The 17,264-nt window shown below is 54.1% G+C and carries 31 protein-coding genes; 30 read left to right on the top strand and 1 reads right to left on the bottom strand.

All coding sequences use genetic code 11. From position 1 onward, the window contains the following. The first annotated feature begins 148 nt into the window (after positions 1–148). Together ompR and envZ are read left to right on the top strand one after the other, a co-directional pair. A complete protein-coding gene (gene ompR, locus A9G06_RS12830) occupies positions 149–871 on the top strand; it encodes a two-component system response regulator OmpR (protein ID WP_005340625.1) in 723 nt (240 codons plus the stop codon). Next, positions 868–2,178 (top strand): two-component system sensor histidine kinase EnvZ, encoded by a 1,311-nt coding sequence (gene envZ, locus A9G06_RS12825; protein ID WP_021230784.1) that lies wholly within the window; start codon positions 868–870, stop codon positions 2,176–2,178. Before ompR ends, envZ begins: the two co-directional genes overlap by 4 nt. Before the next feature lie 37 nt (positions 2,179–2,215). Here the strand turns inward: envZ and A9G06_RS12820 are convergent, their stop codons facing one another. After that, complete coding sequence (locus A9G06_RS12820; RefSeq protein ID WP_069555484.1) at positions 2,216–3,130, bottom strand: DMT family transporter; 915 nt, start codon at positions 3,128–3,130, stop codon at positions 2,216–2,218. 356 nt (positions 3,131–3,486) lie between these two features. Here A9G06_RS12820 and rpsJ point away from each other — a divergent pair, with 356 nt between their 5' ends. From rpsJ to rplQ, 28 genes are all read left to right on the top strand, one after another. Further along, positions 3,487–3,798 carry a 30S ribosomal protein S10 gene (gene rpsJ / locus A9G06_RS12815; protein ID WP_005307944.1) on the top strand — a complete coding sequence of 104 codons (312 nt, stop codon included), beginning with the start codon at positions 3,487–3,489 and terminating at the stop codon, positions 3,796–3,798. Positions 3,799–3,820: 22 nt separating this feature from the next. Then, positions 3,821–4,453, top strand: coding sequence for a 50S ribosomal protein L3 (rplC, locus tag A9G06_RS12810; protein WP_005340620.1), 633 nt, complete (start codon positions 3,821–3,823; stop codon positions 4,451–4,453). A gap of 17 nt (positions 4,454–4,470) precedes the next feature. Then, complete coding sequence (gene rplD, locus A9G06_RS12805; protein ID WP_005340616.1) at positions 4,471–5,076, top strand: 50S ribosomal protein L4; 606 nt, start codon at positions 4,471–4,473, stop codon at positions 5,074–5,076. Next, the gene (rplW, locus tag A9G06_RS12800; RefSeq protein ID WP_342690021.1) at positions 5,076–5,375 is read left to right on the top strand and encodes a 50S ribosomal protein L23; all 300 of its coding nucleotides are present in this window, start codon (positions 5,076–5,078) and stop codon (positions 5,373–5,375) included. The genes rplD and rplW overlap by 1 nt, the downstream gene beginning before the upstream one ends. 15 nt (positions 5,376–5,390) lie before the next feature. Beyond that, the gene (gene rplB, locus A9G06_RS12795; protein WP_005340614.1) at positions 5,391–6,212 is read left to right on the top strand and encodes a 50S ribosomal protein L2; all 822 of its coding nucleotides are present in this window, start codon (positions 5,391–5,393) and stop codon (positions 6,210–6,212) included. 22 nt (positions 6,213–6,234) lie between these two features. Further along, positions 6,235–6,513, top strand: a complete 279-nt coding sequence (gene rpsS / locus A9G06_RS12790) for a 30S ribosomal protein S19 (protein WP_005307960.1) — start codon at positions 6,235–6,237, stop codon at positions 6,511–6,513. Positions 6,514–6,523: 10 nt separating this feature from the next. Next, complete coding sequence (gene rplV, locus A9G06_RS12785; RefSeq protein ID WP_005319741.1) at positions 6,524–6,868, top strand: 50S ribosomal protein L22; 345 nt, start codon at positions 6,524–6,526, stop codon at positions 6,866–6,868. A 3-nt stretch (positions 6,869–6,871) separates the two neighbouring features. Then, positions 6,872–7,585, top strand: coding sequence for a 30S ribosomal protein S3 (gene rpsC / locus A9G06_RS12780; RefSeq protein WP_005307962.1), 714 nt, complete (start codon positions 6,872–6,874; stop codon positions 7,583–7,585). Between the two features lie 13 nt (positions 7,586–7,598). Then, a complete protein-coding gene (gene rplP / locus A9G06_RS12775) occupies positions 7,599–8,012 on the top strand; it encodes a 50S ribosomal protein L16 (protein WP_005340612.1) in 414 nt (137 codons plus the stop codon). Continuing rightward, complete coding sequence (gene rpmC, locus A9G06_RS12770) at positions 8,012–8,203, top strand: 50S ribosomal protein L29 (RefSeq protein ID WP_005307965.1); 192 nt, start codon at positions 8,012–8,014, stop codon at positions 8,201–8,203. Before rplP ends, rpmC begins: the two co-directional genes overlap by 1 nt. Continuing rightward, positions 8,203–8,451, top strand: coding sequence for a 30S ribosomal protein S17 (gene rpsQ, locus A9G06_RS12765; protein WP_005307966.1), 249 nt, complete (start codon positions 8,203–8,205; stop codon positions 8,449–8,451). The genes rpmC and rpsQ overlap by 1 nt, the downstream gene beginning before the upstream one ends. 147 nt (positions 8,452–8,598) lie before the next feature. Then, a complete protein-coding gene (gene rplN, locus A9G06_RS12760; protein WP_005307975.1) occupies positions 8,599–8,967 on the top strand; it encodes a 50S ribosomal protein L14 in 369 nt (122 codons plus the stop codon). An 11-nt stretch (positions 8,968–8,978) separates the two neighbouring features. Then, on the top strand, positions 8,979–9,296 hold the full coding sequence (gene rplX / locus A9G06_RS12755; RefSeq protein ID WP_005307977.1) for a 50S ribosomal protein L24: 318 nt from the start codon (positions 8,979–8,981) through the stop codon (positions 9,294–9,296). Positions 9,297–9,309: 13 nt separating this feature from the next. Further along, positions 9,310–9,849: a 50S ribosomal protein L5 gene (rplE, locus tag A9G06_RS12750; RefSeq protein WP_005331162.1), complete on the top strand. Its 540-nt coding sequence runs from the start codon at positions 9,310–9,312 to the stop codon at positions 9,847–9,849. Positions 9,850–9,859: 10 nt separating this feature from the next. Next, on the top strand, positions 9,860–10,165 hold the full coding sequence (gene rpsN, locus A9G06_RS12745; RefSeq protein ID WP_005340609.1) for a 30S ribosomal protein S14: 306 nt from the start codon (positions 9,860–9,862) through the stop codon (positions 10,163–10,165). A gap of 21 nt (positions 10,166–10,186) precedes the next feature. Next, entirely contained in the window at positions 10,187–10,579 is a 393-nt protein-coding gene (gene rpsH / locus A9G06_RS12740) for a 30S ribosomal protein S8 (RefSeq protein WP_005307980.1), read from the top strand. Between the two features lie 13 nt (positions 10,580–10,592). After that, entirely contained in the window at positions 10,593–11,126 is a 534-nt protein-coding gene (gene rplF, locus A9G06_RS12735) for a 50S ribosomal protein L6 (RefSeq protein ID WP_005340607.1), read from the top strand. Between the two features lie 9 nt (positions 11,127–11,135). Beyond that, positions 11,136–11,489 carry a 50S ribosomal protein L18 gene (gene rplR / locus A9G06_RS12730; RefSeq protein WP_005340606.1) on the top strand — a complete coding sequence of 118 codons (354 nt, stop codon included), beginning with the start codon at positions 11,136–11,138 and terminating at the stop codon, positions 11,487–11,489. A 14-nt stretch (positions 11,490–11,503) separates the two neighbouring features. Next, positions 11,504–12,004: a 30S ribosomal protein S5 gene (gene rpsE, locus A9G06_RS12725; protein WP_005340605.1), complete on the top strand. Its 501-nt coding sequence runs from the start codon at positions 11,504–11,506 to the stop codon at positions 12,002–12,004. A gap of 6 nt (positions 12,005–12,010) precedes the next feature. After that, positions 12,011–12,190 (top strand): 50S ribosomal protein L30, encoded by a 180-nt coding sequence (gene rpmD, locus A9G06_RS12720; protein WP_005307985.1) that lies wholly within the window; start codon positions 12,011–12,013, stop codon positions 12,188–12,190. 2 nt (positions 12,191–12,192) lie between these two features. Then, complete coding sequence (gene rplO / locus A9G06_RS12715; protein ID WP_033138839.1) at positions 12,193–12,630, top strand: 50S ribosomal protein L15; 438 nt, start codon at positions 12,193–12,195, stop codon at positions 12,628–12,630. 8 nt (positions 12,631–12,638) lie between these two features. Next, on the top strand, positions 12,639–13,967 hold the full coding sequence (gene secY / locus A9G06_RS12710; protein WP_069555483.1) for a preprotein translocase subunit SecY: 1,329 nt from the start codon (positions 12,639–12,641) through the stop codon (positions 13,965–13,967). A gap of 27 nt (positions 13,968–13,994) precedes the next feature. After that, positions 13,995–14,108 carry a 50S ribosomal protein L36 gene (gene rpmJ / locus A9G06_RS21545; protein ID WP_005319705.1) on the top strand — a complete coding sequence of 38 codons (114 nt, stop codon included), beginning with the start codon at positions 13,995–13,997 and terminating at the stop codon, positions 14,106–14,108. 139 nt (positions 14,109–14,247) lie between these two features. After that, the gene (gene rpsM, locus A9G06_RS12705) at positions 14,248–14,604 is read left to right on the top strand and encodes a 30S ribosomal protein S13 (RefSeq protein ID WP_005307991.1); all 357 of its coding nucleotides are present in this window, start codon (positions 14,248–14,250) and stop codon (positions 14,602–14,604) included. A 14-nt stretch (positions 14,605–14,618) separates the two neighbouring features. Next, positions 14,619–15,008: a 30S ribosomal protein S11 gene (rpsK, locus tag A9G06_RS12700; protein WP_005307993.1), complete on the top strand. Its 390-nt coding sequence runs from the start codon at positions 14,619–14,621 to the stop codon at positions 15,006–15,008. 39 nt (positions 15,009–15,047) lie between these two features. Next, the gene (gene rpsD, locus A9G06_RS12695) at positions 15,048–15,668 is read left to right on the top strand and encodes a 30S ribosomal protein S4 (RefSeq protein ID WP_005340600.1); all 621 of its coding nucleotides are present in this window, start codon (positions 15,048–15,050) and stop codon (positions 15,666–15,668) included. A gap of 25 nt (positions 15,669–15,693) precedes the next feature. Then, positions 15,694–16,683, top strand: coding sequence for a DNA-directed RNA polymerase subunit alpha (gene rpoA / locus A9G06_RS12690; protein WP_005307997.1), 990 nt, complete (start codon positions 15,694–15,696; stop codon positions 16,681–16,683). A gap of 43 nt (positions 16,684–16,726) precedes the next feature. Further along, positions 16,727–17,110 carry a 50S ribosomal protein L17 gene (gene rplQ, locus A9G06_RS12685; RefSeq protein ID WP_005307999.1) on the top strand — a complete coding sequence of 128 codons (384 nt, stop codon included), beginning with the start codon at positions 16,727–16,729 and terminating at the stop codon, positions 17,108–17,110. Positions 17,111–17,264 lie beyond the last annotated feature (154 nt).

The following is a 17,264-nucleotide window of genomic DNA, read 5'->3' as shown; positions in this document are numbered from 1 at the left end:
GAGCAATTCAGGATGTGGATGGCCAGCGCAGTGACTTGATGGCCGTCACGCTCTCGGGACGGGTAATAACCGGTAACATATTTGTGCTTTGCTCCCGCTATATCCCCCCCTAGTATTGGGGGCAGCTAAAGAATGAAGAGGCAAAGCAATGAGTCAGCAGCAATACAAGGTCCTGGTCGTGGACGATGACCTGAAATTACGTTCCCTGTTGGAACGCTATCTCACCGAGCAGGGATTCGTGGTGCGCGGCGTGGCTAATGGCGAACAGGCCGATCGCCTGCTGACTCGTGAAAACTTCAGCCTGATGGTGCTCGATCTGATGTTGCCGGGGGAGGATGGGCTCTCCATCTGCCGCCGTCTGCGGGAAGCGGGCAACCAGATCCCGGTGCTGATGCTCACCGCCAAGGGGGATGAAGTGGATCGCATAGTCGGGCTCGAGATGGGGGCCGATGACTATCTGCCCAAGCCGTTTAACCCCCGCGAACTGCTGGCGCGGATCCGTGCCGTGCTGCGCCGCCATACCGTCGAGCTGCCGGGGGCTCCCTCTGCTGCAGAAAAGGTGGTCAACTTCGGCGCTTTTCAACTCAATCTCGCGACCCGCGAGCTGAGTCGGGATGGCGAGCCGATGGCGCTCACCAGCGGTGAATTTGCGGTGCTCAAGGTGCTGGTCAGCCATCCGCGCGAGCCGCTCTCCCGCGACAAGCTGATGAATCTGGCCCGTGGCCGTGAATACACCGCCACCGAGCGCAGCATCGACGTGCAGGTCTCTCGCCTGCGCCGCCTGCTGGAGCAGGATCCGGCCCAGCCCCGCTACCTGCAGACCGTCTGGGGTCTGGGGTATGTGTTCGTGCCAGATGGTGACGGTGCATGAAAAAGGTCGGCAGCATGTTCTCGCGCATGCTCTGGTTTCTGGCCGCCGTCCTGGTGGTCTATCAAGCGGTCTCCTACGTCACCTTCTACAACTATCTGCTGGCGCCAACCGTCAAGCAGATCAGTCACTTGCTGGCCAATCAGGTCAAGCTGATCTTTCCGGTCAACACTGAACAACTGGCGCTGAGCGAAGATGCCGAGGCGCTGGTCTATGTGACGACCGGTACCGATATCTATACCCAGAGCGAGGCGGTGCAGCATGGCTTCAACGAGGCCAAGCCGTACCCCTATCTGGAGGAGAACATCAGCCGCGAACTGGGTGGCCCAGCCAAGGTGCGGGTCGAGATCCAGGATCACTACATCATCTGGATCCAGCCGCCGCAGGCCAGCAAAATCTGGGTGCGGATTCCGCTGACCGAGATTGAAGATGACGATATCGAACCCCTCATCATCTATCTGAGCGTGCTGCTGGTGATCACTCTGTTTGCGGCCTGGCGCTTTGCCCGGCAGCTGGTGCGCCCGCTCGAGGATCTCGAAGCTGGCGCTGTTGCGGTGGCCAGAGGGCATTTCCCCGAGGCGCTGGGGGAGCTGGGTTCACGGGAAGTAAGGCGACTGACCCGCACCTTCAACCATATGTCGCACTCCATCAAGAGCCTAATCGAAGAGCGTAACCTGATGATGGCGGGGGTTTCCCACGATCTGCGTACCCCGCTGACCCGCATCCGGCTGGCCACCGAGATGATGTCCTCCGGTGACGAGTACCTCAAGGAGAGCATCAATGCCGATATCGATGAGTCCAATGCCATCATCGATCAGTTCATCGATTACATCCGTCCGGACGAGGGGCAGGATTTGGAGCCTATCGACCTGACCCAGCTGGTGCATGATACCTTGCTGATCTACTCGGAGCAGGGACTGGAAGTTGATCTGGCGCTGCCGCAAGAGGCGGTGCGGGTGGCCTGCAATCCGGTCAGCATCCGGCGGGTGTTGAACAACCTCTCAAGCAACTCGCAGCGTTATGGGGCGAGCCGTTTGCATGCCGAGCTGAAGGACGATGGGCACTGGGTGCGCTTGCGCCTCTCCGATGATGGCCCCGGCATTCCGGAGCAGGACTATTCCCGGGTGCTCAAACCGTTTACTCAGGGGAATGTGGCGCGGACCGTCGGCGGTAGTGGCTTGGGGTTGGCCATCGTGGCCAAGATAGTCGCCCAGCACCACGGCACTATCCGGTTGGGAAGCTCGGATCTCGGCGGCTTGTTGGTCGAGATGCGGCTGCCGAAACATCAGCCACAGGAGTGGATGGATTGAGAGAAGGGCGTATCTGTGGATACGCCCTTCTGCATGGTCAGCTCTTGGTTTCGACTGATGCTCGATAGCGTTTGCCGTACTTGAGCTGCTGGATCAGCAGGGCGGCAACGATGAGCGCCAACCCGATGGGGGTGGCCGGATGGATGGTTTCGCCGATCAGCAGATTGAGCTGCACCAGTGAGGCAAACGGCGAGATAAAGATGAGGTTGCTGATGGGGGCCGTGTTGGTGGCATGGCGCAGCGCCATCAGCCAGAGCACGAAACCGAAACCCATTTCGAACAGTCCCACATAGATGGCTCCAGCCCATCCCTGCCAGGCGGTCATGGCAAAATCGGAGAGCAACCAGGTCGCCACGACGATAAAAGGCAGGCTGATCATAAAGCCGAGCAACAGGCTGACAATGGGATCTCCCTGATTGCGGGTGTTGAGGATCCAGTAGCTGGCCCAGATGAGGGTCGAGACCAGCGCCAGCGTCACGCCGAGGGGGCTGTCGAACTGCAGGCCGAATACATCCCCTCTGGTGGCGATCACCAGCGCGCCAAAATACCCCAGCACGATAGCGACGCCATCACGCCGACGCAGCTTCTGGCCGAGGAAGGGGACGGCCAGCAGACTGAGGGTAATGGCCCAGGTGTAGTTGAGGGTCTGTGCCTGCTGGGCAGGCAGCAGATCATAGGCTTTGAACAGCAACAGGTAATAGAGAAAGGGATTCAGCACGCCCAGAGTCAGGTAGTAGAAAGGGCGGGCCTTGATGTAGCTTCCCAGCAGCGGCAGTTTGCCCTGTTTGGCGACGACGGCTGTCAGCGTGAGAGTCGAGGTGAAGGCGGCCACAAGCAACAGTTGCACAGGTTCGAAATAGGCGAGGGAGATCTTGAAGGCTGTGGCGACCGTCGACCAGAGGGCAACGGCGCAAAGGCCATACTGATAGGCTTTCTTTTGATCTTTGAGCATGGGATGTCGTTCCACTGACAGAGGCAAGCGCACAGTCTACCAGTCGGCTTGTAACATTGTCGTTACCTGGGTGTTGGTAGCAGAGTGCATTGCCCCAGGCCAGATCCATCTGTCACATAAAACTGCGCATAATCTGTTCGCTCTCCCTTGCGCAAATTTGAAAAATCCGTATAATCCCCTCCGCTTACCCATGAGGTAAGCCAGACGATATGTCTGCTGCTGAGTTTCCTGTTTACAGGAGCCAGCCATACAGTCCTCCCGATATGGGGGGAAACGTGAAAAATCACACCTCTGGCGGGAGAAATCTCGGTCGGGCGGTGTTGATTTATGTTCTTTTATCTATTGGAGCTCTGTCAATGCAGAACCAAAGAATCCGTATCCGCCTGAAGGCTTTTGATCATCGCCTGATTGATCAATCCACTGCGGAAATCGTTGAAACTGCTAAGCGCACTGGCGCGCAGGTTCGCGGTCCTATTCCGCTGCCGACTCGCAAAGAGCGCTTCACCGTCCTGATCTCCCCGCACGTCAACAAAGATGCGCGTGATCAGTACGAGATCCGCACTCACAAGCGTCTGGTAGACATCGTTGAGCCGACTGACAAGACCGTAGACGCCCTGATGCGTCTGGATCTGGCAGCTGGTGTAGACGTCCAGATCAGCCTGGGTTAATTACGGAAAGAGGTTGATAACAATGACAATCGGTCTTGTAGGTCGCAAAGTGGGTATGACTCGCATCTTCACTGAAGATGGCGTTTCTATCCCGGTGACTGTTATCGAAGTTGAAGCTAACCGTGTAACTCAGGTCAAATCTGTAGAAACCGACGGCTACAACGCTATTCAGGTTACCACTGGCGCCAAAAAAGCCAGCCGTGTGACCAAGCCGGAAGCTGGCCACTTCGCCAAAGCTGGTGTAGAAGCCGGTCGCGGTCTGTGGGAATTCCGCCTGAACAACGGTGAAACTTTCACTGTTGGTAGCGAGCTGAAAGTAGATCTTCTCGCTGACGTTAAGCTGGTAGACGTTACCGGCACATCCAAAGGTAAGGGCTTTGCTGGTACTGTTAAGCGCCACAACTTCCGCACCCAGGATATGACCCACGGTAACTCCTTGTCTCACCGCGTTCCGGGTTCTATCGGTCAGAACCAGACTCCGGGTCGTGTATTCAAGGGCAAAAAGATGGCTGGTCACATGGGTGCTGAGCGTGTAACGACTCAGAACCTGGAACTGGTTCGTGTTGACGCTGAACGCAACCTGCTGCTCATCAAAGGTGCAGTACCGGGTGCAACCAACGGCAACGTGATCGTCAAACCTGCCGTCAAAGCGTAACGTCTGAGGAGATAGTAATGGAATTGGTAATGAAAGACGCCAAGAGCGCTCTTGAAGTTTCCGAGACTACCTTCGGGCGCGAATTCAACGAAGCTCTGGTTCACCAGGTCGTCGTTGCATATGCCGCTGGTGCCCGTCAGGGTACTCGTGCGCAGCTGACTCGCTCTGAAGTGTCTGGTGGCGGCAAAAAGCCGTGGCGTCAGAAGGGTACTGGTCGTGCCCGTGCTGGCTCCATCCGTTCGCCCATCTGGCGTTCCGGTGGTGTGACTTTTGCTGCTAAGCCGCAAGATCACAGCCAGAAAGTAAACAAGAAGATGTACCGCGGCGCTATCCGTAGCATTCTGTCCGAGCTGGTACGTCAAGAGCGCCTGATCGTTGTTGAGAAGTTCGGCATCGAAGCTCCGAAGACCAAAGAACTGATCGCCAAGCTGAAAGAAATGGAACTGACTGACGTTCTGATCGTGACTGCTGAAGTCGATGAGAACCTGTTCCTGGCTGCTCGCAACCTGTACAAAGTTGACGTGCGTGACGTTGCCGGTATCGACCCGGTCAGCCTGATCGCTTTCGACAAGGTTCTGATGACTGCTGACGCAGTTAAGCAAATCGAGGAGATGCTGGCATGATCCGTGAAGAGCGTCTGCTGAAAGTTCTGAAGGCTCCGCACATCTCTGAAAAGAGCACCATGGTTGCAGAAAAGCAGAACACTATCGTGTTCAAAGTTGCTGTTGATGCTACTAAGGCGGAAGTCAAAGCTGCAGTTGCGAAACTGTTCGAGGTCGAAGTTGAGACCGTCCGTACCCTGAACATGAAGGGTAAGACCAAGCGCGCAGGTGCACGCGTAGGCCGTCGTTCCGATTGGAAAAAGGCTTATGTGACCCTGAAAGCTGGTCAGGACATCGACTTCATGGGCGCAGCCGAGTAAGAGGAGTTCTCAAAAATGGCAATCGTTAAGTGCAAGCCTACTTCTCCGGGCCGCCGCCACGTCGTCAAGATCGTCAATCAAGAGCTGTACAAGGGCAAGCCCTTCGCCGCTCTGCTGGACAGCAAAAGCAAGTCCGGTGGTCGTAACAACAACGGCCGTATCACTACCCGTCATATCGGTGGTGGTCACAAGCAGCACTACCGTATCGTCGACTTCAAGCGCGACAAAGACGGTATCCCGGCTAAAGTAGAGCGCCTGGAATACGATCCGAACCGTACCGCTAACATCGCTCTGGTGTTGTATGCAGACGGTGAGCGTCGTTACATCCTGGCTCCGAAAGGCCTGAAAGCTGGTGACGCGATCGCTTCTGGTGCTGATGCAGCCATCAAGGTAGGTAACGCCCTGCCGATGCGCAACATCCCGGTTGGTTCTACCGTTCACGCTGTAGAGATGAAGCCTGGTAAAGGTGCACAGCTGGCTCGTTCCGCTGGTACTTTCATCCAGATCCTGGCTCGTGAAGGTAACTATGTAACTCTGCGTCTGCGTTCCGGCGAAGTACGTAAAGTTCTGGCCGAGTGCCGCGCTACCATCGGTGAAGTCGGTAACTCCGAGCACATGTTGCGTCAACTGGGTAAAGCCGGTGCAAACCGCTGGCGTGGTATTCGTCCGACCGTTCGCGGTATGGCGATGAACCCGGTTGACCACCCGCACGGTGGTGGTGAGGGTCGTAACAAGGGCATGCAGCCTGTGTCCCCATGGGGCCAGAAGGCTAAAGGCTTCAAGACCCGTAAGAACAAGCGTACCGACAAGTACATCGTACGTCGTCGTAACAAGTAATTGTTAACATAGAGGAATCACCATGCCACGTTCTCTCAAGAAGGGTCCATTTATTGACCTGCACTTGCTGAAGAAGGTAGAGAAAGCGGTGGAAAGCGGGGATAAAAAGCCGGTTAAAACCTGGTCCCGTCGTTCAATGATCATCCCGAACATGATCGGTTTGACCATCGCTGTCCATAATGGTCGTCAGCACGTTCCGGTTTTCGTTACCGAAGAAATGATCGGTCACAAACTGGGTGAATTCGCACCGACTCGTACTTATCGCGGCCATGCTGCTGATAAGAAGGCTAAGAAGCGCTAAGGGATAAATGATGGAAGCTATCGCTAAACACCGTTATGCCCGTACTTCTGCCCAGAAAGCTCGTCTGGTAGCCGATCAAGTACGTGGTCTGTCCGTAGACAAGGCTCTGAATATCCTGACCTTCAGCCCGAAAAAGGCTGCAGTGCTGGTTAAGAAAGTGCTGGAATCTGCCATTGCAAACGCTGAGCACAACGAAGGCGCCGATATCGACGCGCTGCGTGTTGCTACTATCATGGTCGACGAAGGTCCCTCCATGAAGCGCATCCGTCCGCGTGCCAAAGGTCGTGCGGATCGTATCCTCAAGCGTACCGCTCACATCACTGTAGTGGTATCCGACGCTAAGGCTGGGAGATAAGCAATGGGTCAGAAAGTACATCCTAATGGCATTCGCCTGGGTATTACCAAGCCTTGGAATTCTACCTGGTTCGCGAACACCAAAGACTTCGCTGACAACCTGTACAGCGATTTTCAAGTACGCCAGTTCCTGACCAAGGAACTGAAAAACGCGTCCTTGTCCAAGATCACCATTGAGCGTCCGGCTAAGAGCATCCGTGTGACCATTCACACTGCTCGTCCGGGTGTTGTAATCGGTAAGAAAGGCGAAGACGTTGAGAAGCTGCGCAAAGCTGTAGCCACTATTGCTGGCGTGCCTGCTCAGATCAACATTTCCGAAGTCCGCAAGCCGGAGCTGGATGGCAAACTCGTTGCCGACAGCATCACTTCCCAGCTGGAGCGTCGTGTAATGTTCCGTCGTGCTATGAAGCGCGCCGTACAGAACGCAATGCGCCTGGGTGCCAAGGGCATCAAAGTGGAAGTTTCCGGTCGTCTGGGCGGCGCTGAAATCGCGCGTACCGAATGGTACCGTGAAGGTCGTGTGCCGTTGCACACCCTGCGTGCCGACATCGACTACGCAACTTCTGAAGCCCACACCACTTACGGTGTGATCGGCGTTAAAGTTTGGATCTTCAAGGGCGAAGTTCTGGGCGGTCTGGCTGCTGTTAACGCTGCCGCTGCTCAAGAGCAAGCTCCTGCAAAGCCCAAGCGTGACAACAAGCGCCGCGCTGCTAAGTAAGGAGATTCGGTAAATGTTGCAACCTAAGCGTACTAAATTCCGCAAGACCCACAAGGGTCGTAACCGCGGTCTGGCCACCTCTGGTAACGAAGTATCCTTCGGTACCTTTGGCCTGAAGGCGACATCCCGTGGTCAACTGACTGCTCGTCAAATCGAAGCAGCCCGTCGTGCCATGACCCGTCACGTTAAGCGTCAAGGTAAGATCTGGATCCGTGTGTTCCCGGACAAGCCCATCACCGAAAAGCCCCTCGAAGTTCGTATGGGTAAAGGTAAGGGTAACGTGGAATACTGGGTTTGCCCGATCCAGCCTGGCAAGGTTCTGTACGAGATGGACGGTGTACCTGAGGCTCTGGCGCGTGAAGCGTTTGCCCTGGCCGCAGCTAAGCTGTCTGTTCAGACCACTTTCGTAATTAAGACGGTGATGTGATGAAAGCCCAAGATCTGCGTCAAAAGAGCGTCGAAGAACTGAACCAGGAGCTGCTGGGCCTGCTGCGTGAGCAATTCAACATGCGCATGCAAGCGTCCACCGGCCAGCTGGCTCAGACTCACACTCTGAAACAAGTGCGTCGTGACGTCGCACGTATCAAGACTGTACTGACTGAGAAGGCAGGTGCGTAATGACTGACAAGATCCGTACTCTGCAAGGTCGTGTAATCAGCGACAAGATGGACAAGTCCATCACTGTTGCTATCGAGCGCAAGGTAAAGCACCCGATCTACGGTAAGATCATCAAGCGCACTACCAAGCTGCACGTACATGACGAAAACAACGAGTGCAAAGCTGGCGACCTCGTGGAAATCCGCGAATGCCGCCCGCTGTCCAAGACCAAGTCCTGGACCCTGGTTGCCGTTGTAGAAAAGGCCTAATCGGTACTTTGTAGTCCAAGCGGCCCCTTTCAGGGGCCGTTTGTTTTTTAGGCTACCTTTTCTGAAAATCCTGTGTTATAGTTTCGCGCCTTTTGAAGGCAGCCAGATCCCATTAGGGATAAGAAGTAAACAAAGCGGAGCACTAAGATGATCCAGATGCAAAGTATGCTGGGTGTTGCCGACAACTCCGGCGCTCGCAGTGTAATGTGTATTAAGGTTCTGGGTGGCTCGCACCGCCGTTACGCCGGCATCGGCGACATCATCAAGGTTTCCATCAAGGAAGCCATTCCTCGCGGTAAAGTGAAGAAAGGTGATGTGTATAACGCGGTGGTCGTACGCACCCGTAAAGGCGTTCGTCGTCCGGACGGCTCTGTCATCCGTTTCGACAACAATGCGGCTGTGTTGCTTAACAACAACCAACAGCCAATCGGTACTCGTATTTTTGGCCCGGTGACCCGTGAACTGCGTAATGAGAAGTTCATGAAGATTGTGTCCCTGGCACCCGAAGTACTGTAAGGAGTCGAACGATGGCAGCTAAAATCCGTCGCGAAGACGAAGTGATTGTTCTTACCGGCAAAGACAAGGGCAAGCGTGGCAAAGTCACTCAAGTCCTGATTGCAAAAGGTAAGGTAATCGTGGAAGGCATCAACCAGGTGAAGAAACACCAGAAGCCGGTACCCGCACTGGGTCAGGCTGGCGGTATCGTCACCAAAGAAGCCCCCATCGATGTATCAAACGTAGCGCTGTTCAACTCTGCCACTGGCAAAGCTGACCGCGTTGGTTTCCGGATTGAAGACGGCAAAAAAGTCCGTTTCTTCAAATCCACCGGCGAACTTGTGAAGTAATTGGAGTTTAACGATGGCGAAACTGCATGATTACTACAAATCCGATGTAGTAAATGAACTGTCCAAGCAGTTCGGTTACAAGACTATCATGCAAGTCCCTCGGATCGAGAAAATCACCCTGAACATGGGTGTTGGTGAAGCGATCTCTGACAAGAAATTGCTGGAAAATGCTGCTGCCGATATGGCTGCCATTTCCGGTCAGAAGCCGCTGATCACCAAAGCTCGCAAATCTGTTGCGGGCTTCAAGATTCGTGAAGGCTACCCGATAGGTTGTAAAGTAACCCTGCGTGGCGAGCGTATGTGGGAGTTCCTGGAACGGCTGATCTGCATCTCCGTACCGCGTATCCGTGACTTCCGTGGCCTGAACGCTAAAGCGTTCGATGGTCGTGGTAACTACTCCATGGGCGTGCGTGAGCAGATCATCTTCCCGGAAATCGACTATGACAAAGTCGATCGCGTCCGTGGTCTGGATATCACCATCACCACTTCCGCGAATACCGATGAAGAAGGCCGTGCTCTGCTGGCTGCCTTTAACTTCCCATTCCGCAAGTAAGGTTAGGGTTATGGCTAAAACATCCATGAAAGCGCGCGAAGCAAAGCGTGCCAAGCTGGTAGCCAAGTACGCGACCAAGCGTGCCGAGCTGAAAGCTATCATCGTTGACATGAACGCTTCTGAAGAAGCGCGTTGGGATGCTGTACTGCAACTGCAACAGCTGCCCCGTGATTCCAGTCCGTCCCGCCAGCGTAACCGTTGCAATATTACTGGTCGTCCGCACGGTTTCCTGCGCAAGTTTGGCCTGTCTCGCATCAAGGTGCGTGAGCATGCCATGAAGGGCGAAATTCCGGGCCTGAAGAAGGCTTCTTGGTAACGAATCTCGGGAGTTAGACTTATGAGCATGCAAGATCCGATCGCGGATATGCTGACCCGCATCCGTAACGGTCAGGCGGCGAGCAAAGTTGCGGTTTCCATGCCTTCTTCCAAGCTGAAAGTGGCTATCGCCAAAGTGCTGAAAGAAGAAGGTTACATCGCTGGCTACTCCGTAGCTGGTGACGTGAAGCCGGAACTGGAAATTGAACTGAAATATTTCCAGGGCAAGCCAGTTGTAGAACTGATCCAACGCGTAAGCCGTCCAGGCCTGCGTATTTACAAGCGCACTACTGATCTGCCGAAAGTTATGGGCGGTCTCGGTGTTGCTATCGTGTCCACGTCTAAAGGTGTGATGACTGACCGTGCTGCTCGCAAAGCAAGCATGGGCGGTGAGATCATCTGCTACGTCGCTTAATAGGAGGTAGGAAATGTCTCGTGTTGCTAAGGCACCCGTCACTATTCCTGCTGGCGTAGAGGTGACTCTGAACGGCCAGGAACTGACCATCAAAGGTGGTAAAGGTTCTCTGGTTCGCTCTATTCACGCCGGTGTAGAAGTGACCAAAGAAGACAATGTACTGAAGTTCGCCCCGCGCGGCAGCATCGCTGGTGCTGACGCTCAGGCCGGTACTGCCCGTGCATTGGTCAACAACATGGTAATCGGTGTTACCCAAGGCTTCGAGCGCAAGCTGCAGCTGGTTGGTGTAGGTTATAAAGCCTCCATCAAGGGCAATGCTGTTGCGCTGGCTCTGGGCTTCTCTCACCCGGTAGAGCATGCGCTGCCGGCTGGTGTGACCGCTGAGTGCCCGACTGCTACAGAAATCGTTCTGCGTGGCGTCGACAAGCAGCTGGTTGGCCAAGTCGCCGCCGATATCCGTGCTTACCGCGCTCCGGAGCCCTACAAGGGCAAGGGTGTACGCTATGCCAACGAGCAAGTGCGTACTAAAGAAGCTAAGAAGAAGTAAGGTAACACTATGGACAAGAAAGCAGCTCGTCTCCGTCGTGCTACTCGTGCTCGGAAAAAGATGCAGGAACTGGGAGCTACCCGTCTGGTTGTTCACCGTACCCCGCGTCATATCTATGCGCAGGTTATTGCAGCCAACGGTTCCGAAGTTCTGGCCTCTGCTTCCACAGTAGAGAAAGCCATCAGTGAAGCTCTGAAATACACCGGTAACGCAGATGCTGCTACCGCTGTAGGTAAGGCTATCGCTGAGCGTGCTATTGCCAAAGGCGTTCAGAACGTATCTTTCGATCGTTCCGGTTTCAAGTATCACGGTCGCATCGCTGCCCTGGCAGCTGCCGCACGTGACGCTGGTCTTCAGTTCTAAGCTAGGAGTCGAAGATGGCTAAAGTCGAATCTCAAGCCGGCGAACTGCAAGAAAAGCTCATTGCAGTAAACCGTGTTTCGAAAACTGTTAAAGGTGGTCGTATCATGTCCTTCACCGCGTTGACCGTGGTGGGTGATGGTAACGGCCGTGTAGGTTACGGTTACGGTAAAGCCCGTGAAGTTCCGGCTGCTATTCAAAAAGCAATGGAACAGGCTAAGCGTAACCTGAACAAGGTTGAGCTGAACAACGGCACTCTGCACCACCCGGTGCGTGGTGTTCACTCTGGCTCCACCGTGTTCATGAAGCCGGCCTCCCAAGGTACTGGTATCATTGCAGGCGGCGCTATGCGTGCTGTTCTGGAAGTTGCCGGTATCCACAACGTGCTGGCCAAGACCTACGGTTCCACCAACCCAATCAACGTTGTTCGCGCTACTGTAGACGCTCTGGTTCACGGTCAATCACCGGAACAGATCGCTGCCAAGCGTGGTCTGCGCGTTGAAGAAATTCTGGGGTAATGCGACATGGCTAACACTGTAAAAGTAACTCAAACTCGCAGCTCTATCGGCCGTCTGCCAAAGCACAAGGCGACTCTGCGTGGTCTGGGTCTGCGTCGCATTGGTCACACCGTTGAGCTGGAAGATACTCCTTGCGTACGCGGCATGATCAACCAGGTTTATTACATGGTTAAGGTGGAGGGCTAAGCATGCGTCTGAACACTCTGTCTCCGGCCGCTGGTTCCAAGCCTGAAAAACAACGTCGTGGTCGTGGTATCGGCTCCGGCCTGGGCAAGACTGGTGGTCGTGGTGTTAAAGGCCAAACCTCTCGTTCCGGTGGCGGCAAAGTCCGCAACGGTTTCGAAGGCGGCCAGATGCCTTTGAAAATCCGTCTGCCGAAGTTCGGTTTCTTCTCTCGCAAATCTTTGGTTTCTGCCGAAGTGCGTCTGAACGAAATCGCCATGGTGGAAGGTGATGTGGTCGATCTGAGCACTCTGAAGCAAGCCGGTGTTGTTACTAAGAACATCGTATTCGCTAAAGTTGTTCTGTCTGGCAACATTGACCGTGCTGTGACCGTTCGTGGTCTGTCCGTCACCAAAGGTGCACGTGCAGCCATCGAGGCCGCTGGCGGTAAAATCGAGGAATAATCAGTACAATGGCTAAGAAACCAGGATTGGATGTTAAAGCACAGGGTGGTCTGAGTGAACTGAAGAGCCGTCTGCTCTTCGTTCTCGGGGCGATTATCGTTTTCCGTGCAGGCTCTTATGTGCCGATTCCTGGTATTGACGCCGCCGTACTGGCCGAGTTGTTCCAGCAACAGAAGGGCACCATCATTGAGATGTTCAACATGTTCAGTGGTGGTGCACTCTCGCGTGCTTCTATTCTTGCGTTGGGGATCATGCCGTACATTTCGGCGTCGATCATTATCCAGCTGCTGACAGTGGTTCACCCCGCTCTTGCTGAACTCAAGAAAGAAGGTGAATCCGGCCGTCGCAAGATTAGCCAATATACCCGTTGGGGCACGCTGGTTTTGGGAACTTTCCAGGCCATTGGTATTGCAACCGGTCTGCCGAATATGATGCATGGACTCGTGACTAATCCGGGTTTGGGCTTCTATTTCACAGCGGTTGTGAGTCTGGTCACCGGTACCATGTTTTTGATGTGGTTGGGTGAACAGATTACCGAGCGTGGGATTGGTAATGGTATCTCGTTGATTATTTTCACAGGTATCGTTGCTGGTCTGCCGCATGCCATTGGCGCTACGGCCGAACAGGCACGTCAAGGGGAATTGCACATCCTGCTGTTGTTGTTGCTGGGCTTGATTGTTTTCGCAGTGACTTACTTTGTGGTGTTCGTGGAGCGTGGTCAGCGTCGTATCGTCGTTAACTATGCCAAGCGTCAACAAGGCCGCCAGGTATTTGCCGCGCAAAGCACACACCTGCCGTTGAAAGTGAATATGGCTGGTGTGATTCCTGCGATTTTCGCATCCAGTATCATCCTCTTCCCGGGGACCATTACCTCTTGGTTTGGTCAGGGCGAGGGTAAAGTAGCTGATATCCTGCAACAGGTCTCAATGATCCTGCAGCCAGGTCAACCGCTTTACGAGATGCTGTATGCAGCAGCCATTATCTTCTTCTGCTTCTTCTATACCGCGCTGGTGTTCAACCCCCGCGAGACAGCAGATAATCTGAAGAAGAGTGGAGCCTTTATCCCGGGGATTCGCCCGGGCGAGCAGACAGCACGTTACATCGATAAGGTTATGACTCGCCTGACATTGGCAGGTGCGCTCTATATAACCTTTATCTGTCTGGTACCCCAGTTCTTGATGACTGCCTGGAACGTACAGTTCTACTTCGGTGGCACTTCGCTGCTGATTATCGTGGTAGTTATCATGGACTTCATGGCTCAGGTACAAACCCATATGATGTCTCATCAATATGGCGACGTCCTGAGGAAGGCCAACCTGAAGGGCTACGGCCGCTAAAGGTCGGCGTAGTTACGGAGTTAAGCAATGAAAGTTCGTGCTTCCGTTAAGGCAATCTGCCGTAACTGCAAAATCATCAAGCGTCACGGTGTGGTGCGTGTGATTTGCAGCGAGCCAAAGCATAAACAGCGCCAAGGCTAATTTTTTACGGTTAGTACTTGCAACAAATAGTTGTGCTGGCTAATATAGCCAGCCAACTTTTGTTGTGTATTGGTTGACCGCCACGTATCCGCTCACGGGCTTTGTGGTGGTCGTAATCTACTATATGTAGGAGTGAATAGTGGCCCGTATCGCTGGCATTAACATTCCTGACCATAAGCATGCAGTCATCGCTTTGACTGCGATTTATGGCGTCGGTCGTACCCGCTCCAAGGCCATCTGTGCCGCAGCCGGTATCGCTGAGAATGTGAAAATTAAAGACCTGGACGAAGCTCAGATCGAGAGTCTGCGTGAACAAGTAGGTAAATTCACCGTTGAAGGTGACCTGCGTCGTCAGATTTCCATGAACATCAAGCGATTGATGGATCTGGGTTGCTACCGTGGTTTGCGTCACCGTCGTAGCCTGCCTGTTCGTGGTCAACGTACCAAGACCAACGCTCGTACCCGTAAGGGTCCGCGCAAGGCTATCAAGAAGTAACGGGAAGGTAGAAAATGGCTAAAACTCCGACTCGTGCTCGCAAGCGCGTTAAAAAGCAAGTGAGCGACGGTATTGCGCACGTTCATGCATCTTTCAACAACACAATCGTGACCATTACTGACCGTCAGGGCAATGCTCTGTCTTGGGCTACTTCTGGTGGTTCCGGTTTCCGTGGTTCTCGTAAGTCCACCCCGTTCGCTGCTCAGGTAGCTGCCGAGCGCGCTGGTGAGATGGCCAAAGAATATGGCGTCAAGAACCTGGAAGTCATGGTCAAAGGTCCGGGTCCCGGTCGTGAGTCTTCCATCCGCGCCCTGAACGCGGCTGGTTTCCGCATCACTAACATTACTGATGTGACTCCGATCCCGCACAACGGTTGTCGTCCTCCCAAGAAGCGCCGCGTATAACGCTGTAGCTACTTGGTCTAGGATTGTTGGAGAAAGAAGATGGCAAGATATATCGGTCCTAAGCTTAAGCTTAGCCGTCGTGAGGGCACCGACCTCTTCCTGAAGTCAGGTGTTCGTGCGATTGATTCTAAGTGCAAGATTGACACCGCCCCTGGTCAGCACGGTGCGCGTAAAGCGCGTCTGTCCGACTACGGTGTTCAGCTGCGCGAGAAACAAAAAGTTCGTCGTATCTACGGCGTATTGGAAAAACAGTTCCGCAACTACTACCGCGACGCTGCCCGTCAAAAGGGTAATACCGGTGAAAACCTGTTGCAGCTGCTGGAAGGTCGTTTGGACAACGTTGTTTACCGTATGGGCTTCGGCGCTACCCGTGCTGAATCTCGTCAGCTGGTGAGCCACAAGGCCATCATGGTAAACGGTCGCGTTGTGAACATTCCTTCTTTCCAGGTTTCCCCTGAGGACGTGATCTGCGTTCGTGAGAAGGCTAAGAAGCAAGCGCGTATCAAAGCTTCCCTGGAAGTTGCTGGTCAGCGCGAGAAGCCGACTTGGGTAGAGGTTGACGCCGCTAAAATGGAAGGTGCTTTCAAGCGTCTGCCAGAGCGTTCCGACCTGTCTGCCGACATTAACGAACAGCTGATCGTCGAGCTTTACTCCAAGTAAAGCTAGCTTCTAAAGAGAGGACACAATGCTGGGTTCTGTAACAGATTTTCTTAAACCGCGGCTAGTTGACATCGAGCAAGTTAGCCCGACTCATGCGAAAGTGACTCTTGAGCCACTCGAGCGTGGCTTTGGTCACACGCTGGGCAACGCCCTGCGTCGTATTTTGCTGTCATCTATGCCCGGTTGTGCAGTTACTGAAGTCGAAATTGACGGGGTACTGCATGAGTACAGCAGCAAAGAAGGTGTACAGGAAGACATTCTTGAAATCCTGCTCAACCTGAAAGGTATCGCTGTGAAGCTGGAAGGCAAGGACGAGGTAACTCTGTCCCTGACCAAGTCTGGAACAGGCCCCGTTACCGCTGGTGATATCACTCACGGTGATGAAGTCGAGATCGTAAACCCGGAGCACGTAATCTGCCACCTGACTGGTGCCAATGCTGAAATCAGCATGCGCTTGAAAGTTCAGCGCGGTCGTGGTTATGTGCCTGCTTCTGCTCGTGTTCACAACGATGACGAAGAGCGTCCTATTGGTCGCCTGCTGCTGGACTCCGCGTTCAGCCCCATCGTTCGTATTGCCTACAATGTTGAGGCAGCACGTGTGGAACAGCGTACCGACTTGGACAAGCTGGTCATCGACATGGAGACCAATGGTACCCTGGATCCTGAAGAAGCCATCCGTCGTTCTGCCACTATTTTGGCCGAGCAACTGGAAGCATTCGTGGATCTGCGCGATGTCAGCGTGCCCGAGAAGAAAGAAGAGAAACCCGAGTTTGATCCGATTCTGCTACGTCCTGTCGATGATTTGGAGCTGACAGTTCGTTCTGCGAACTGTCTGAAGGCAGAAGCTATCCACTATATTGGTGATCTGGTACAGCGTACCGAAGTTGAGTTGCTTAAGACTCCTAACCTCGGTAAGAAGTCCCTGACTGAGATCAAGGACGTGTTGGCCTCCCGTGGTCTGTCTCTTGGCATGCGCCTTGAGAACTGGCCGCCCGCCAGCATCGCTGACGAGTAATCCAGATTACGGGTTTCACAGATTTAGTTAGAAGGATAAGGTCATGCGCCATCGTTTGAGTGGTCGTCAACTGAACCGGAACAGCAGCCATCGTCAGGCAATGTTCCGCAACATGGCCAGCTCCCTGGTTCGTCATGAGATCATCAAGACGACTCTGCCTAAGGCAAAAGAGCTGCGTCGTGTAGTTGAACCGCTGATCACCCTTGCCAAGACTGATAGCGTTGCTAATCGTCGCCTGGCATTTGCCCGTACTCGCGATAACGCGATCGTGGCTAAGCTGTTCAATGAACTGGGCCCGCGCTACCTGGAGCGCGCCGGCGGTTATACTCGCATTCTGAAATGCGGTTTCCGTGCAGGCGACAACGCCCCTATGGCTTATATTGAGCTGGTAGACCGCCCGGCCGCTGCTGAAGCAGCTGCTGAGTGATAAAGAAAAAGCCGGGCTTGTCCCGGCTTTTCTTTTAATCCATTCTGATCCTGCCTCAACTGCCTCAACTGCCTCAACTGCCTCAACTGCCTCAACTGCCTCAACTGCCTCAACTGCCTCAACTGCCTCAACTCCTCAACTGCCTCAACTCCTT

It is taken from the genome of Aeromonas sp. DNP9 (genome assembly GCF_001728955.1).
Classification (GTDB): domain Bacteria; phylum Pseudomonadota; class Gammaproteobacteria; order Enterobacterales; family Aeromonadaceae; genus Aeromonas; species Aeromonas veronii.
The sequence above is the reverse complement of the archived record's forward strand: the minus strand, read 5'-3'. Positions and strand labels throughout refer to the sequence as shown.

What these genes read in the sequence shown, in the direction of transcription:
- rpsJ (WP_005307944.1), top strand. Translation starts at nt 3,487, where the DNA reads ATGCAGAACCAAAGAATCCGTATCCGCCTGAAGGCTTTTGATCATCGC.
- rplN (WP_005307975.1), top strand. Translation starts at nt 8,599, where the DNA reads ATGATCCAGATGCAAAGTATGCTGGGTGTTGCCGACAACTCCGGCGCT.
- rpmD (WP_005307985.1), top strand. Translation starts at nt 12,011, where the DNA reads ATGGCTAACACTGTAAAAGTAACTCAAACTCGCAGCTCTATCGGCCGT.
- rplE (WP_005331162.1), top strand. Translation starts at nt 9,310, where the DNA reads ATGGCGAAACTGCATGATTACTACAAATCCGATGTAGTAAATGAACTG.
- rplC (WP_005340620.1), top strand. Translation starts at nt 3,821, where the DNA reads ATGACAATCGGTCTTGTAGGTCGCAAAGTGGGTATGACTCGCATCTTC.
- rplD (WP_005340616.1), top strand. Translation starts at nt 4,471, where the DNA reads ATGGAATTGGTAATGAAAGACGCCAAGAGCGCTCTTGAAGTTTCCGAG.
- rpsN (WP_005340609.1), top strand. Translation starts at nt 9,860, where the DNA reads ATGGCTAAAACATCCATGAAAGCGCGCGAAGCAAAGCGTGCCAAGCTG.
- rpsK (WP_005307993.1), top strand. Translation starts at nt 14,619, where the DNA reads ATGGCTAAAACTCCGACTCGTGCTCGCAAGCGCGTTAAAAAGCAAGTG.
- secY (WP_069555483.1), top strand. Translation starts at nt 12,639, where the DNA reads ATGGCTAAGAAACCAGGATTGGATGTTAAAGCACAGGGTGGTCTGAGT.
- rplO (WP_033138839.1), top strand. Translation starts at nt 12,193, where the DNA reads ATGCGTCTGAACACTCTGTCTCCGGCCGCTGGTTCCAAGCCTGAAAAA.
- rplX (WP_005307977.1), top strand. Translation starts at nt 8,979, where the DNA reads ATGGCAGCTAAAATCCGTCGCGAAGACGAAGTGATTGTTCTTACCGGC.
- rplF (WP_005340607.1), top strand. Translation starts at nt 10,593, where the DNA reads ATGTCTCGTGTTGCTAAGGCACCCGTCACTATTCCTGCTGGCGTAGAG.
- rplV (WP_005319741.1), top strand. Translation starts at nt 6,524, where the DNA reads ATGGAAGCTATCGCTAAACACCGTTATGCCCGTACTTCTGCCCAGAAA.
- rpsQ (WP_005307966.1), top strand. Translation starts at nt 8,203, where the DNA reads ATGACTGACAAGATCCGTACTCTGCAAGGTCGTGTAATCAGCGACAAG.
- rpmC (WP_005307965.1), top strand. Translation starts at nt 8,012, where the DNA reads ATGAAAGCCCAAGATCTGCGTCAAAAGAGCGTCGAAGAACTGAACCAG.
- rpsD (WP_005340600.1), top strand. Translation starts at nt 15,048, where the DNA reads ATGGCAAGATATATCGGTCCTAAGCTTAAGCTTAGCCGTCGTGAGGGC.
- envZ (WP_021230784.1), top strand. Translation starts at nt 868, where the DNA reads ATGAAAAAGGTCGGCAGCATGTTCTCGCGCATGCTCTGGTTTCTGGCC.
- rplP (WP_005340612.1), top strand. Translation starts at nt 7,599, where the DNA reads ATGTTGCAACCTAAGCGTACTAAATTCCGCAAGACCCACAAGGGTCGT.
- rplQ (WP_005307999.1), top strand. Translation starts at nt 16,727, where the DNA reads ATGCGCCATCGTTTGAGTGGTCGTCAACTGAACCGGAACAGCAGCCAT.
- A9G06_RS12820 (WP_069555484.1), bottom strand. Translation starts at nt 3,130, where the DNA reads ATGCTCAAAGATCAAAAGAAAGCCTATCAGTATGGCCTTTGCGCCGTT.
- rplB (WP_005340614.1), top strand. Translation starts at nt 5,391, where the DNA reads ATGGCAATCGTTAAGTGCAAGCCTACTTCTCCGGGCCGCCGCCACGTC.
- rpsH (WP_005307980.1), top strand. Translation starts at nt 10,187, where the DNA reads ATGAGCATGCAAGATCCGATCGCGGATATGCTGACCCGCATCCGTAAC.
- rpoA (WP_005307997.1), top strand. Translation starts at nt 15,694, where the DNA reads ATGCTGGGTTCTGTAACAGATTTTCTTAAACCGCGGCTAGTTGACATC.
- rpsE (WP_005340605.1), top strand. Translation starts at nt 11,504, where the DNA reads ATGGCTAAAGTCGAATCTCAAGCCGGCGAACTGCAAGAAAAGCTCATT.
- ompR (WP_005340625.1), top strand. Translation starts at nt 149, where the DNA reads ATGAGTCAGCAGCAATACAAGGTCCTGGTCGTGGACGATGACCTGAAA.
- rpsC (WP_005307962.1), top strand. Translation starts at nt 6,872, where the DNA reads ATGGGTCAGAAAGTACATCCTAATGGCATTCGCCTGGGTATTACCAAG.
- rpsS (WP_005307960.1), top strand. Translation starts at nt 6,235, where the DNA reads ATGCCACGTTCTCTCAAGAAGGGTCCATTTATTGACCTGCACTTGCTG.
- rpmJ (WP_005319705.1), top strand. Translation starts at nt 13,995, where the DNA reads ATGAAAGTTCGTGCTTCCGTTAAGGCAATCTGCCGTAACTGCAAAATC.
- rplR (WP_005340606.1), top strand. Translation starts at nt 11,136, where the DNA reads ATGGACAAGAAAGCAGCTCGTCTCCGTCGTGCTACTCGTGCTCGGAAA.